General features: G+C 59.9%; 10 protein-coding genes. 3 read left to right on the top strand and 7 right to left on the bottom strand.

Features of this window, described 5'->3' with window-relative positions:
• Positions 1-178 precede the first annotated feature (178 nt).
• Positions 179-2,335, top strand: coding sequence for a polyphosphate kinase 1 (gene ppk1 / locus VF436_RS21390; protein WP_330906088.1), 2,157 nt, complete (start codon positions 179-181; stop codon positions 2,333-2,335).
• Positions 2,336-2,361: 26 nt separating this feature from the next.
• Here ppk1 and VF436_RS21385 read toward each other — a convergent pair whose 3' ends face one another.
• Complete coding sequence (locus tag VF436_RS21385; RefSeq protein ID WP_330906087.1) at positions 2,362-2,919, bottom strand: NAD(P)H-dependent oxidoreductase; 558 nt, start codon at positions 2,917-2,919, stop codon at positions 2,362-2,364.
• A gap of 246 nt (positions 2,920-3,165) precedes the next feature.
• Here VF436_RS21385 and VF436_RS21380 point away from each other — a divergent pair, with 246 nt between their 5' ends.
• Complete coding sequence (locus VF436_RS21380; protein ID WP_330906086.1) at positions 3,166-4,839, top strand: diguanylate cyclase; 1,674 nt, start codon at positions 3,166-3,168, stop codon at positions 4,837-4,839.
• 375 nt (positions 4,840-5,214) lie between these two features.
• A complete protein-coding gene (locus tag VF436_RS21375; RefSeq protein WP_330906085.1) occupies positions 5,215-6,657 on the top strand; it encodes an insecticidal delta-endotoxin Cry8Ea1 family protein in 1,443 nt (480 codons plus the stop codon).
• Positions 6,658-6,866: 209 nt separating this feature from the next.
• Here VF436_RS21375 and VF436_RS21370 read toward each other — a convergent pair whose 3' ends face one another.
• The 6 genes from VF436_RS21370 to VF436_RS21345 form a co-directional block, all read right to left on the bottom strand.
• Positions 6,867-9,131: a thiamine pyrophosphate-dependent enzyme gene (locus tag VF436_RS21370; protein WP_330906084.1), complete on the bottom strand. Its 2,265-nt coding sequence runs from the start codon at positions 9,129-9,131 to the stop codon at positions 6,867-6,869.
• Between the two features lie 45 nt (positions 9,132-9,176).
• The gene (locus VF436_RS21365; protein ID WP_330906083.1) at positions 9,177-9,644 is read right to left on the bottom strand and encodes a hypothetical protein; all 468 of its coding nucleotides are present in this window, start codon (positions 9,642-9,644) and stop codon (positions 9,177-9,179) included.
• Entirely contained in the window at positions 9,641-10,186 is a 546-nt protein-coding gene (locus VF436_RS21360; protein WP_330906082.1) for a GNAT family N-acetyltransferase, read from the bottom strand. The genes VF436_RS21365 and VF436_RS21360 overlap by 4 nt, the downstream gene beginning before the upstream one ends.
• A 47-nt stretch (positions 10,187-10,233) precedes the next feature.
• A complete protein-coding gene (locus VF436_RS21355; RefSeq protein ID WP_330906081.1) occupies positions 10,234-11,403 on the bottom strand; it encodes an acyl-CoA dehydrogenase family protein in 1,170 nt (389 codons plus the stop codon).
• A 185-nt stretch (positions 11,404-11,588) separates the two neighbouring features.
• Positions 11,589-12,554: a LysR substrate-binding domain-containing protein gene (locus tag VF436_RS21350; RefSeq protein WP_330906080.1), complete on the bottom strand. Its 966-nt coding sequence runs from the start codon at positions 12,552-12,554 to the stop codon at positions 11,589-11,591.
• Positions 12,555-13,182: 628 nt separating this feature from the next.
• A complete protein-coding gene (locus tag VF436_RS21345; protein WP_330906089.1) occupies positions 13,183-14,112 on the bottom strand; it encodes a 5'-nucleotidase in 930 nt (309 codons plus the stop codon).
• Between the last annotated feature and the right edge of the window lie 52 nt (positions 14,113-14,164).

The raw sequence follows: 14,164 nt of genomic DNA, 5'->3' as shown, positions 1-14,164 counted from the left end.
CTTGGTGCGCCGCCCAGTCGCTTTCTTGCGAGCAACGGCGCGTCCCACGCGGCTCACGTACCTGGGCCATGATGCGATTGTAACAATGCAGCCGCGTTAATCGGGTAAGTTCACGGATGGACTGTTCTCCAGCACACGCACCTTCATGGATGCGTGCACTACAACACCATGGCATCCCATGAATACAAGCGTCGCCCCTTCCCCGTCCGACTCCAGCATTGCACAGCCTCCCGTGGATACCCCGGTCGAGACCGTGGTGCCGCCGGATCTCAACGACGCCAGCCTTTACATCCATCGTGAACTGTCGCAACTGCAGTTCAATATCCGCGTGCTCGATCAGGCGCTGGACGAAAGCAAGCCGCTGCTGGAACGCTTGAAGTTTCTGCTGATCTTCTCGACCAACATGGACGAGTTCTTCGAGATTCGCGTAGCCGGCCTGAAAAGCCAGATCGCCTTCGACCACGAAATCGTCGGGCCCGACGGCATCGCACCCAAGCGGGCGCTGGCCGAGATCAGTGAAGTCGCACACAAGCAGATCGAGCGGCAATACGCGATCCTCAATGACAAGATCCTGCCCGAACTGGACAAGCAGGGCTTGCGCATCGTGCGGCGCAACCAATGGACGCACAAACAGAAGATCTGGGTGCGGCGCTTCTTTCGCCATGAAGTGGCGCCGCTGATCACACCGATTGGCCTGGACCCGACGCACCCTTTTCCGTTGCTGGTCAACAAGAGCCTGAACTTCATCGTGCAACTGGATGGCGTGGATGCCTTCGGGCGCGACTCGGGCCTGGCGATCATTCCCGCGCCCCGCGTGCTGCCGCGCCTGATGCGCATGCCCGACGAGGTCTGCGATGGAGGCGACAACTTCGTGCTCCTGTCCTCGATCATCCACGAACATGCCGATGAGTTGTTCCCGGGCATGTCGGTGCTCGGCTGCTATCAGTTCCGCCTCACCCGCAATGCCGACCTGACCATCGACCCGGAGGACGTCGAAGATCTCGCACGCGCCCTGCGCGGCGAATTGTATTCGCGCCGCTTCGGCGATGCCGTGCGCCTGGAAGTGGCCGACAACTGCCCCCGCGACCTGATCGACTACCTGCTCAAGCAGTTTGGCCTCACTGGCGATGAACTCTATGAAGTCAACGGCCCGGTCAATCTGGCAAGGCTGTTCGGCATGGCCAGCAAGGTCGTACGGCCCCAGCTGAGCTTTCCACCGTTCACGCCATCGATTCCCAAGGCGCTGAAGAAGGCCGAGGATCTGTTCCAGGTGATCGCCAAGCAGGACATCCTGCTTTTGCATCCTTATGAATCCTTCGCGCCGGTAGTGGACCTGCTACACCAGGCGGCAAAAGACCCGAACGTTTTGGCGATCAAGCAGACGCTCTATCGCAGTGGCGCCAATTCGGAAATCGTCGATGCCCTGGTCGACGCCGCACGCGCGGGCAAGGAAGTCACCGCTGTGGTGGAACTTCGCGCGCGCTTCGACGAGGAGTCCAATCTTTCGCTTGCCTCGCGCTTGCAACAGGCCGGGGCCGTAGTCATCTATGGCGTGGTAGGCGTCAAGACACACGCCAAACTGATGTTGATCCAGCGGCGCGAAGGCAGCGAACTGGTGCGCTATGCCCATCTGGGCACGGGCAATTACCACACAGGCAATGCACGTCTTTACACCGACTACAGCCTGCTGACTTCCGATGAAGCGCTATGCGAGGATGTGCACAAGCTGTTCAGTCAACTCACCGGCATGGGTAAGGTGCAGCATATGAAGAAACTGCTGCATGCTCCGTTCACGCTGAAAAAGACCCTGCTTGAAATGATCGCGCAGGAAACCGCGCACGCCGATGCTGGCAGGCCCGCGCAGATTATCGCCAAGATCAATGCACTGACCGATCCGAAGATAATCCGTGCCTTATACAAGGCTAGCATGGCTGGCGTGAAGATCGATCTGATCGTTCGCGGCATGTGTTGTCTTCGTCCTGGCGTGCCCGGCGTGTCGCACAACATCCGCGTGCGCTCGATCGTCGGGCGTTTCTTAGAGCATAGCCGCGTGTACTGGTTTGCCAATCAGGGCGATGCGCGCTTCTACCTGGCTAGTGCCGACCTCATGGAGCGCAATCTCGATCGCCGTGTCGAAACGGGTTTTCCGATCGAAGGCAAGAAATTGCAACAACGCGTACGCAAGGAACTGGATTTATACCTGAGCGATAACGCCAGTGCCTGGCAATTGCAACCCGATGGCCAGTATCAACGGCCCTCCGCATCCGGGCAACGCAATGTGCAGACCCAATTGCTGGAGAAAATCTGCGGAGTGGGAGCGGCGACCGAGGCCTGATGGCCGCCGCTCCAAGACGGCCGCGCTCAGGAACGGGCAAAGCGCTGCACCCAGGCCACATAGCGGTCGACGAATCCCTGAAGGAATTTCTGCGTGCTCTCGACGCCGATGTTTCCCTCAGCATCGAACAAACCTTCCTTGAAATTAATGAAGACCTCCGGTTGCGCCAGTAGCGCCACATCCAGGTAAGTCAGTACGTTGCGCAGGTGCTGCTGCGACATCGCCGAACCGGTGGCCGCGATCGAAGTGCCGATCACCGCTCCTGGCTTGCCGGCAAACGAATTGGTACCCCAGGGTCGAGAGCCGATATCCAAGGCATTTTTGAGCACGCCCGGGATCGAACGGTTGTATTCGGGTGTGACGAACAGCAGTGCATCGGCTTGTTCCACCTGCTGCTTGAGGCGCTTGGCGCTGGCCGGGTAGTCGTGGTCCAGATCCTGCGAATACAACGGCAAGTCATCGATCCGCACGTGCTCGAAACTGAAATGCGCCGGGGCCAGGCGCTCCACGGCCCGCGCCAGGCAACGATTGAATGACTCCTTGCGCAGGCTGCCCACCAGCACCGCCACGTTGACCTTGCTCATGGAAGCTCTCCTCGTCAGGTTGCGCCCGCCCGGGCCAGGCAAGCAGTCTGGCAGCGCGCGGATTCACGGCCCGTGACGGACAGCTTCCAGGACTCCTGAGGTTTTCCACACTTACGCCCTGGCTTGGCCTATGCTCTGGCTTGCGCTACCTGATCAGTGGCGTGCCATGGCCCGGACTTGCCATGGCAACACCAGTGGTCGGTACCGGCCGATCGCGGACAATAGGCTCGGGGGGTTGCTGAAGGCATGATTGCCAGGCTCTGGCATCGAAACGGTTGGCAGTGGTTGCTTACGCTCGCGATGATGCTCGGCGGCTTGCCTTGCATGGCCGCGGTACCCATGCAAGCGGCATGGCGCGCCCTTCACGAGGCAGATACGGCCCAGACGGCCATGGATGCGTATCGTCAAGGTCAGTTTCAACGTTTTGATCCAGCCTATTTGCAGCATTTGCCCCGGACAGGGAGCTGGGTAGTACTCACTTTTCCAGCCGGCCACGGCGAGCGGCAACTGAGTATCTATCCGCCGCCCCTGGGGATGGTCACGCTTTATGACGCCTCCGGCCAGGGCAGCGACAACGCGCTGGACGACTTTGCCGGTACCTTCCATGGACATGGACGCATTTCTTTTCGCCTGGGGCCAGAGACGTCATCTGGCGGTACGATCCTGCTGAAATTCGCCCCCACGGCTACGTTATCCACGCCGATCAGTTTCGCGCTGCAAAGCCGTGATGCCTATGAGCGCACCGATGCGAACTGGCTGGCGATGGCCAGCGCCTGCTTCGCGGTGATGTTGGTGATGTCTTTCATGGCGGTGTGCTTCGCCGCCATGCTGCGCGACGCGACGTTCGCCTGGTATGCCGGTTACGTGCTCTGCTACGCCCTGATCCAGGCGGTGCAGACCGGCTACATCTTCCATCCGCTGGATTGGAGCTGGTTCGTGGGATCGGCACGAACGATCGGGATGATCGCGGTGGTGCTATCGGTGGCATTTGCCGCCCTGTTCATGGCGCGATTCTGCGAGTTGCATCGCTATGCCCCCTGGCTGCAGGCTCCAGTGGGTGCACTGGTCATCGGTATGCCGCTCTTGCTGTTGTTACGCTGCAGCCAGATAGCCTTGCTGGAAGAAACCGCCCAAGCCCTGCTCAATCCGACGCTGGTGCTTGGCGCGTTGCTGCTGCTGATCGCGGCAATCATGGCGGCGGCGCGCGGCTCGCGCCAGGCCTGGTTTTTCCTGCTTGGGTGGACCCCGCTGCTGGTACTCACGGCGCTTTGCAGCAGCCAGGTGAACGGCGCCCTGCCCCGCGTACTGTGGCTCAACGATGCCAGTCTCGCTGCCGGCGCATTCGAAGCGATCGTGCTTTCGCTGGGCCTGGGCGATCGCGCACTCAATGCGCGCCGCGATCGCGATCTCGTGCGCGTGCTGGCCGATAACGATGCGTTGACCAATGTGCTCAACCGACGCGCCTGGACAGAGAGCGCGCGCGACATGCTGGCCCATTCGTCAGGCGAGTCATTGTCGCTGTTGTTCATGGATCTGGACAACTTCAAGGCGCTCAATGATCGACAAGGCCATGCCGCGGGCGATCGCGCCTTGGTTGCCGTGGCGAATGCCTTACGCCATGAACTACGCCCCGGCGATCTGCTTGGACGCTACGGCGGCGAGGAGTTCGTGGTGGCGCTGCGAGGGCTGGATCAGGACCAGGCCATGGAGGTTGCCACGCGACTATGTCGTCGCATTTATCGACTGGAAATCGCCATCGACGACCAGCACCTGTTGCTCAGCGCCAGTATCGGCACAGCGATGCGTATTCCTGGCGATACGATCGAGTCGCTGTTGGAGCGCGCCGACCAAGCGATGTATACGGCAAAGGTAAACGGGCGCAATCGCGTGCAATTGGAATTGCGCCTGTCCAAAACCTGAGCGCCAGCGGCCTCGGCCAAGGCATACGCCGTTGCCCTGAGATGGCTTGTCGCAGTATCCATGACACCATCCCATGCCCAGTTCTCGCGTCGTGGAAAATTTCATGCACGCCTGGTGCGAGTCATTGGACCCAGCTCAGCCCGACTCATTCATCTGAATGGGTGAGACTAGGAAATGCGCGGCCCATCACTTTAAATCAAGCAAGATCCGGTGACGCGTCTCGATTCTCTAGCATGGCAACTTGGCTTACACGTTAAGGCGTAAAGCCTACACAGGCACGCGGCACGAACGGCGCGAGCTCTATTGCTCCTGAGATGGTCGGTAGCTAACTTCATAGCCAACGCGCAAAGCAAAGCACATAGAAAAGGAACTTCAATGAGCTCAACATTCAGCAAGCATCATCCTTTATACGCCGATTCATCACGGCGACTTTTCCTTAAGAGAACGGGGTTAGGCTCGGCTTGTGCTTTAGCCTCTCCGTGGCTCGCAGGCGGTATCATCGCCCCTGCCTGGGCAACGGCAGACCAAACCGGCCGCGGCTTGGTCGATCCAAACCTCAGTGAAGAAGACATGTTCTTCAACTTGATGCGCGAAGGCACATTGAAGGTACTTGATCTCATTCCCTACGTAGGTGGCATTCTAAGTGGCATAGGCAGCCTCATCGTTCCTAGGCACGGTGAGACAATCGCTCAGCGATGGCAAAAAATTATCGACAGCATCAATAGCGTTGTCGATACGAAGATCACAGAGGCCATTCGCTCCCTGATTGCTGCCGAACTCGAAGGATTATCCGATCTGGCGCACAAGTACATCCTTTTCACCGACTCACAAGCCACGCAAGATCTGCGAACCCTGAGTATTGCCCAGGAGGATCATTTCGCAGCGACGATGCCAAAATTCAGGATCAAAGGCTACGAAAAGCCGCTTATCAACATGTATGTGATTGCGGCAAACATGCATCTTGCCCTGCTTCGAGATATGGTAGTCAAGGGCAAAGAGCTTGGCCTGCAGGATAAATCCATAAAAATCTACCAGGATATCCTGAGCGAATGCATCCAGACTTATGGAAAACATGTAGACGACACCATCAAGAGCATTCTCTCCGATGTTGCCGATAGAAACCCGGAAGCCGCGTTTGTCTACAATGAGCCTTTGGCTTCTGTCCTGAAAGCCAAAGCCCAATATCAGCTCACCTCGCTGGACATCAGGGCCATCTGGCCATACATGGATACAAAAAAATATCCAGGCAAGGTCCAAGCGCTATTGCAAAGGGAAATATTTTCACCCTTGTGCGGGTCATATTTCGATAAAAAAATCCCTGTCCCGCGCGAACTGGAAAACTTTCCCGTTCCAAGGGGAACGCTCGCATCCATGCAAGTACGAAACTATCAATACATCGACGGCATTACATCGTATTTCATCGGCGGACATCCTTCCGAGGATTACGAAGAAAATATCGGCGGAGATGGCGGAAGAAAAGAAAGCTATTTCACTGGCGAAGACACCACGGGCGTCATATGTGAATACAACAACGCTGTAGCCGCTCTTACTTTTGTCCGTAAAGATGGCAGCAAATCATCTCGTTTCGGGGATGTCCTTGGCGGCAGGCACCTTACCGTGGAACATTTTGGCTATCCCGGCCACAGACTATCTTCTGTCCATGGCTTTGGCACGGCAAAGGGCTACGGTAACGTACTTTCTGGGTGCGTATTCGGATTTCAACTTATCAACCAGTCAGCACGCAGTCTGTCGCCAGGCCTTGTACGCAAATTCACCGAGAGCGCGCCCAGGCGCTTACTGCCCATGCTGCTGGAGTAATCCCTGTCATAGCTCGGGCACAGCCTCTGCTGAGTCGTTCAATCAAGACCTCGCAAGCAAACTTGCAAGTGGAAGGGGACGGCTCCAGCACGCCGTCGCCCCGTCCAGGCTCAGCCCCTATCCGTGGATCTCATCGATGGATAGGGGCTGACGCCCAAACCTGGCAAGGCGACATGGCGCCTGCTTCAACTGAGGCCGAACGATTTGCCTCAAGCCAGCTCGCCAGCCGCTACCACAACGTCGGCATCGCCAGGCAATACAAGTAACGCCGCTCCCGCCAGCGGTGTGTAGGTATCGGCGCCGACCACGCGACGCAGCGGCGTGGCGCCGAAACCGCCTTCGACGATCGCCGTGATGACACCCTCGCCGACACCAGCGCTACGACGGCCCTCGTCGAGCACGATGATGCGCTTGGCATCGCGCGCCTGCTCAACGATGAAGGCATCGTTCAAAGGAGCCAGCCACCGTAGGTCGACTACACGAGTTTTCCAACCATGGCGCGTCTCGATTTCACGTGCAGCGCGCAGGGCCATCGGTACGCCGTTACCGAACGTAAACACGACCAGATCGTTGGCATCGGGCCGGTAAACACGTCCCTCACCCAGCGTCATGGCTTGACCGGGTTCGGGATAACCGAACTGCCATTGCCCATCGCCTGCCTCGTGGAGATCCTTGGTCATATACAACGCGATGGGCTCCAGGAATGCACAGACGCGTCCATCGACCTGCGCCAATGCCGCCAGGGTACGCAGCATCGTAGCCGCATCGTCTCCGCGACTGGGACAACCGACCACCAGACCGGGAATGTCGCGCAGCGCCGCGATCGAGTTGTCGTTATGGAAATGACCGCCAAAACCCTTCTGGTAACCTAGTGAGGCCACGCGCATCAAGATCGGATTCCGATACTGATCGTTTGAAAAGAATTGCAGGCTGCACGCCTCACCACGAATCTGGTCACACGCATTGTGGAAATAAGCCAGGTACTGGATCTCCGGGATCGGCAGCATACCCATGTTGGCAAAACCCTGGGCGAGGCCAAGGATCATCGTTTCATCCAGCAGCGTGTTGAAGATACGGCTGTTTCGGAAGACTTTGTGTAACCCCTTGGTGACCGTATACACGCCGCCCTTTTGCGCAACGTCTTCGCCGAACAGCAACGACTGCGGATACTTGGCCATGAGGTCATGCAAGGCCTGGCCGATCTGGATCGCCAGATGTCGCGGTGGCTGTTTTTCCGGGAGCTTGTCCGGGCCGCCAAAGGCAGCGACGCGCCGCTCGACGTAATCGCTACGCTCGGCTTCTTTTTTCACGGCATCAGGCGTGTATGGCGCCAGCGGCCGTATGATCTCGTCCAGGCTAGCCAGTCTCGGACGGCGATCGGCTTCTTCAGCCGCCGTGAAACAACGCTTGCGGATCTGGTCGTACAGCGCCAGCAATGTGTCTTTCGTGTACAACCCCGATTCCAGCGCGATCGATGCCGAGCGCAACAAGGGGTCGGTGGCTTCCACCGCGACGAGTTCTTCGATGCTTCGCCACTCGATCTCGAAATCGGTGCCCGCATGCCCCATGACACGCGTGGTCTTCAGATGCAGGAAGGTCGGGCGACGCGTCGTTCGGCAATGCTCCACGGCGCGCCGCACCTGGGCATAACCGGAAGCCAGATCGAGGCCGTCGGCAAAGAAATAGTCCAGGTTGGCGCGCTGCTGGAAATTGCTCGCGACCCAGCCTGCCGGTGTCTTGACCGAAATGCCGATGCCATTGTCCTCGCAGACAAACAGCACCGGAGCCGGCAGCTTCTGGTATGCCGTCCAGCCTGCCGCGTTGAAGGCGGTCTGGGCGGTGGCGTGATTGCTCGATGCATCGCCGAACGAGCACACGGCGATCGAATCGGCAGGAATCGGCAAAGTATGGCCAATGCGTCGCGCCTGCTCGATCGCTACCGCGGTACCCAGCGCCTTGGGCAGGTGCGAGGCGATGGTGGATGTCTGCGGCAACACCCAAAGTGGCTTGCTGCCCCAGACCTTGTGACGGCCGCCCGATGCCGGGTCTTCGCGGCTGGCGGCAAACGAGAGCGCCGAATCCATCACCGGATCCATCTCCGGCAACTTGCGGAAGCGCTCGGCCATGAAGCCACCAGAACGGTAATGCAGGAACGCAGGGTCGGTGTGGCGGGTCAGCCGCGCCACCATCGCGTTACCTTCGTGACCGGATGAGCCAATGGTGTAGAACACCTTGTTCTGTACCCGTAGTACGCGCGCCATAAGATCGAGATGGCGCGAAATGAGCTGTGATTCGAACAACTCGCGAAAACCACGCGCATCGAGCTCGCTGCCCGGCAGCACAGGGGCATGGTCGACCGGCGTATCGCGTACATCGCCCTGCCAGAATTGCACGAACTCCACGAAATTCTGGTCGACGATCTCGGCACGATTGAAACCTTTGTGACGAGCGGTGATGGCAAACGGAACGGACATGGTGTTATCCAGATAAATGAGAGCGCGGCGCTTGCCGCGCGATGTTCAGGCGTCGGACAAGGCGCGCAGTCGTGCTGCGCGTTCGAAATCCTTGGGACGAGCAAAACTTTCAAGGATACGTATCTGTTCGGGCACGGTCGGTATGAGCACCTGCACAGCGCCACAAGCGACACGCACGCAAGCCCTGGTAAGCACCGGCTGCCAGGCCGAGCCGTCGAAAAGCTCGAGGTTGCCCATGACTTCCAATGGCAGACCATCAAAACGATAACGCCCGAAGTGCGAACGAAATCGCTCTGCACCGACCGGTTCGTAGGTTTGCTCGCGACGCGCATACCAATGCCCGGCAAGGCGCGACGCATCCGCGGCGCTGGTCAGCACATCGACATCGGCCACGCTGACCGCCGCCCCTGCGAGGCTGGCCGCGGCACTGCCGATGATCGCCCAGGGGTCGCGGCAACACCGCAGCAGTCCGGGCACGGCTTCGGTGAGTGTCGACACCATCAACGGATTCATGGGCGCTGGCGACGCCGCCACTCCTGGCGCGACTGTCCCCATATCTCGATGGGTACGTGCTCATACGGCGCAGGCAATTGGCCAGGGCCGCGATTGACCGACCCCAGGCGGCGGGCGAGCGCCTGAGACGGCAGATTTTCGCAATCGATACTGTGAATGATTTCCGTCCAGCCCAAGTGCTCGAAGGCCCAGTCGATGCTGGCGGTGGCGCCTTCCAGCGCCAGTCCCCTGCCCCAGGCTTCGCGCGCCAATCCCCAACCGATCTCTGTGCCAGGCCAGCCGTCGGGTTGCCAGGGCCCAAGGCGGCCAATCCAGCGCCCGGTAGCGCGCTCGATCACCGAGAACATGGCAAACCCCTGGATCTGCCAAGCGCCGGCCATCACTAGGAAATTGCGCCAGGCCGCGGCACGCGGCTGGAAGCCGCCGATGAAACGCGCCGCTTCTTCATCGGCCATGTTTGCCGCCCAGCCGTCGAAGTCCTCCGGCATCGGCGGCCGCAGGACAAGACGATCGGTTTCGATGCGGATGCTCCGCCAATCCACTGTCCGCCTCCCTCAGGGTTATCCCACATCACGCGGGAATCGAAGGCTCAGAACGCGTTGATGCCCGTGAGTTCACGGCCAACGACCAACTGGTGCACTGTTTCCGTGCCCTCGTAAGTGATGACCGACTCCAGGTTGAGCGCGTGGCGGATGGCCGAATGTTCGGTGGTGATGCCCGCGCCACCCAGGATGTCGCGGCATTCGCGCGCAATATCGATGGCAAGGCGGCAGTTGTTCCACTTGGCCAGCGACACCTGGGTCGGCTGCATCTTGCCGGCGTCCTTGAGCCGTCCCAATTGCAACGACAGCAGTTGGGCGCTGGTGATACGCCGCGCCATATCGGCCATTTTCAACTGGATGGCCTGGTTGGAGGCCAAGGGTCGGCCAAACAGGATGCGTTCGTGTGTGTAATCGAGCACTTCCTTCAGGCAGGCAATAGCCGCACCAATCGGCCCCCAGGTAATGCCATAGCGCGCCTGTGTCAGGCAGCCCAGCGGGCCCTTCAGGCCCTTGACGTTGGGCAGGCGAGCGCTATCGGGCACGCGCACGTTGTCGAAGAACAAGGCCGAGGTGACCGAGGCGCGCAGGCTCATCTTCTTGTGCACCTCCTGCGCCGTGAAGCCCTTGGTATCGGTGGGAACGATGAAGCCCTGGATACCGTCATCGGTCTGCGCCCAGACGATGGCGATATGGGCCAGGTTGCCGTTGGTGATCCACATCTTGGCACCCTGGATGACCCAGTCGCTGCCGTCCTTTCGGGCGTGGGTCTTCATATTGGCCGGGTCCGAGCCACCGTGAGGCTCGGTCAAGCCGAAGCAGCCAATGACCTCACCGGCCGCCATGCGTGGCAGGTATTGCTTTTTCTGCTCTTCGTTGCCGTAGGCATAGATCGGATACATGCACAGTGAACTCTGCACCGAGGCAAAGCTGCGCAGGCCCGAATCGCCGCGCTCCAGTTCCTGGCAAATCAAGCCATAGCTGACGCCATTCATGCCCGCGCAGCCGTACTCCTCGGGAAGCGTGGCGCCAAGCAGGCCAAGGCTGGCGATCTCGGGGATCAGCTCGGAGGGAAACCGCGCCTGGTCGAAGCAGTCGCCAATGATCGGCAAGACTTTTTCGTCGACAAAACGCGCCACGGTGTCCTGCACCATGCGCTCTTCATCGGAAAGCAGCGATCGGACGTCATACAGGTCAAACGGGTTCAAGCGAGCGGACATGCCGGTAATTCCGAAGACGATGGGACAAGTCCGCCATTCTAGCGGCCCCCGCCTTCGCGGTCATGACGCGCAGCAACCTCGAATACGCGTGGAATACGTTTGCCTCGATCCAGGCGGCCAAGTTCCGACACCGGCACCCAGCCGAGGCAGCCCCCGATCGACATTGCCCGAGCGCCGGCCCCGCCTCAGGCTCGCCGGGAGGTAGATCTCGAGCGCGAGGCCAAGGAGGCGATACGCAATTTGGGAGGTTTTTCCGTGGTCTGCATCGACTCTGCCAGCATCCATTTCTGGAATGCCACAAGCGCATCCGCATGGGTTTGGTCCCTGCGCGTGACAAGCCAATATGCATCGTAGCTGGGCACCTGTATGTCAAGCATCTGCCTGAGCAAGCCCTCACGTAATTCGCGTTGCACCATGTGCCTGTCGACAATGGCCGCCCCCAACCCACCGACAGCGGCCTGGATCGCCATATCCGGCTCATCGAATTCATAGCCGCTGTCCAGATCCACGCTGCGGATACCGGCGGTATCGAGCCATAACGGCCATGAGCGTGTCTTGCGAATGTCGTTACGTAACTCATGCAACAACGGAATGCGCCGGATATCGAACGAATCGGCGTCCCGGCCGTCCAGCAGTGACGGTGAGCAGACTGCGATACGCTGCTCGTGCATGAGCATCACGCAGTCGAGTCCGTCCCAGTCCCCCCCACCGCAACGAATCGAGCAGTCAATCGCATTGGCGTGTGGCAGGCCATCTTCGGGAAAGGCCGTCAGGGTGATTTCGACGCCCGGATGGATATTGCGGAAGTGCGGCAGGCGCGGCATGAGCCAGCGGTTGGTGAACATCGGAGGAGCATTGACTCGCAGCCGATTCAAATGGCGATGCTCGCGGATATCCCTCACCGTAAGCTCGATCCTGTCAAACGACTGCTGCACCGCATTGAGCAGGGCGCGTCCGGCATCCGTCAACTCCAGTCGGTGATGCCGGCGCACCATTAAGGTTTCGCCGAGCTGCGTTTCGAGATGCCGGACCTGGCGGCTGACCGCGCTTTGCGTGACGTTCAAGGCAATCGCAGCTCGAGTGAAGTTACACAGGCTTCCGGCAATCTCGAACACCTTGAGCGCATTCAGAGGCGGGATTTTCCTGCGCATTCCCGCTTCGGCGGCCCAATCCAGGGTCCAGTCGAAGTCTGCGTCCGCCGATTCCTGTCGCCGAACTCGCCTCCTCGGGAGGCCATTGCGATATCTACCATCCATGGTGTTGCCTCTCTTCAGAAAAATCTAACCGCATCACTGATGGAAGTTGTGCCCGTCTACTGGCAGGAACGCTTCCGAAGAAAGGTCGAGAAGACGAAGCCGACCTGAACGCACGATCATTCGCACCGGCCTGCCGGCGACCGGATCCAAGCTGCCAACCCTGGCATGTATGTCTCATCAGCCACCTGCCATACGCGTCATGCCCGAGACTACGCCCGCGCATACGCAAGAGTTGCATGGCTGTTCATGCTTCAAGCGTTGCCCGGGCATATAGAAACGCCAAAGCACGAGGCGACAAATTCAGCTACGTCCGTATCTGGGAGCCGCAAAACTAATCGGACTCAAGGAAACTGACAAACGACCAAAAGTAGGTTGTACCCCTACAAAAACTCAACATACTCGGAACATGCCCCGGCATAGCTTCATCGTATGGATACCAACGCTGCGAGAAAGCGGCACGCCGAAGGCGTTGGCGTCGGGCTCCGGCGCCAAATCTGTAAAGCTAAAGGAATGCGGCAGGTGGCTAAAGGTTACTCACGCCGTGGGGGACGTGCCCTGTGGCCACATGTCTGCGTGCGGATTCGACATTTGCGGGGGAATCGTCGAAGAAGATGTCAGCACCAAATGCGTCCAGGAAGGGTCCCTTGTCCCGCCCCCCCAGAAAGAGCGCTTCGTCAATTCGCACGCCCCAGCGCCTGAGCGTGAGGATGACCCGCTTATGGGCTGGCGCCGAGCGTGCCGTAACCAAGGCGGTGCGAATGGGTGAGTTTTCGGCGGGAAACGCCGTTTGCAGGCGATGCAATGCGGTGAGGAAACCGCGGAATGGCCCTACGGACAGCGGGGTCTCAGCTTGCTCATGCTCGCTGCGGTGAAAGGCCTCAAGCCCTTCCTCGCGCGATACGCGTTCGCCCTCATCGCCAAAGATCACCGCATCCCCATCAAATGCGATGCGTAACTGTTCGGTGGCACGCGGCGGCGCCGTGGACGGCAGGATCGTGGCGGCTGCAACACCAGCCTTGAGTGCGCGAGCCACATCTTCGGCATTGGCCGACAGGAACAGGTCAGCCTTGAACGGCGCGATGTAGTCGGAAGTGGGCGCGCCGCTGGTGAACGCAGCGCGGCTGATCTCCAGCCCGTAGTGCTGGATCGCGTTGAAGATGCGCAGGCCGGTGTCGCCGGAATTGCGCGACAGCAGGATCACCTCCACCGGCGGCACGTCGCCGGCCAGCCGGTTCAGCCCCAGCAGCTTCTGCACCAGCGGGAAGGCCACGCCGGGCGCGAGGATCTGCTCCTCGTGCGCGATTTGGTAGTCGCGATAGGCGTCCAGCCCGTCGCGCTCGAACAGCGCGTGGCTCTCGCCCAGGTCGAACAGGGCGCGCGAGGAAATCGCCACCACCAGGCGGTTGTCGCCGCCGGCGGCGGGATCGTGGGCGTCGGGAACGCGTTGCTTCACGGCGGGCAGGACTGGCCGGGGAAGCGCCAATCTAGCAAATGCCGGCGGCGGC

It is taken from the genome of Dyella sp. (genome assembly GCF_036384435.1).
In the GTDB taxonomy this organism is placed as follows: Bacteria; Pseudomonadota; Gammaproteobacteria; order Xanthomonadales; family Rhodanobacteraceae; genus GSA-30.
The sequence above is the reverse complement of the archived record's forward strand: the minus strand, read 5'-3'. Positions and strand labels throughout refer to the sequence as shown.

What these genes read in the sequence shown, in the direction of transcription:
- ppk1 (WP_330906088.1), top strand. Translation starts at nt 179, where the DNA reads ATGAATACAAGCGTCGCCCCTTCCCCGTCCGACTCCAGCATTGCACAG.
- VF436_RS21385 (WP_330906087.1), bottom strand. Translation starts at nt 2,919, where the DNA reads ATGAGCAAGGTCAACGTGGCGGTGCTGGTGGGCAGCCTGCGCAAGGAG.
- VF436_RS21380 (WP_330906086.1), top strand. Translation starts at nt 3,166, where the DNA reads ATGATTGCCAGGCTCTGGCATCGAAACGGTTGGCAGTGGTTGCTTACG.
- VF436_RS21375 (WP_330906085.1), top strand. Translation starts at nt 5,215, where the DNA reads ATGAGCTCAACATTCAGCAAGCATCATCCTTTATACGCCGATTCATCA.
- VF436_RS21370 (WP_330906084.1), bottom strand. Translation starts at nt 9,131, where the DNA reads ATGTCCGTTCCGTTTGCCATCACCGCTCGTCACAAAGGTTTCAATCGT.
- VF436_RS21365 (WP_330906083.1), bottom strand. Translation starts at nt 9,644, where the DNA reads ATGAATCCGTTGATGGTGTCGACACTCACCGAAGCCGTGCCCGGACTG.
- VF436_RS21355 (WP_330906081.1), bottom strand. Translation starts at nt 11,403, where the DNA reads ATGTCCGCTCGCTTGAACCCGTTTGACCTGTATGACGTCCGATCGCTG.
- VF436_RS21350 (WP_330906080.1), bottom strand. Translation starts at nt 12,554, where the DNA reads ATGCGCAGGAAAATCCCGCCTCTGAATGCGCTCAAGGTGTTCGAGATT.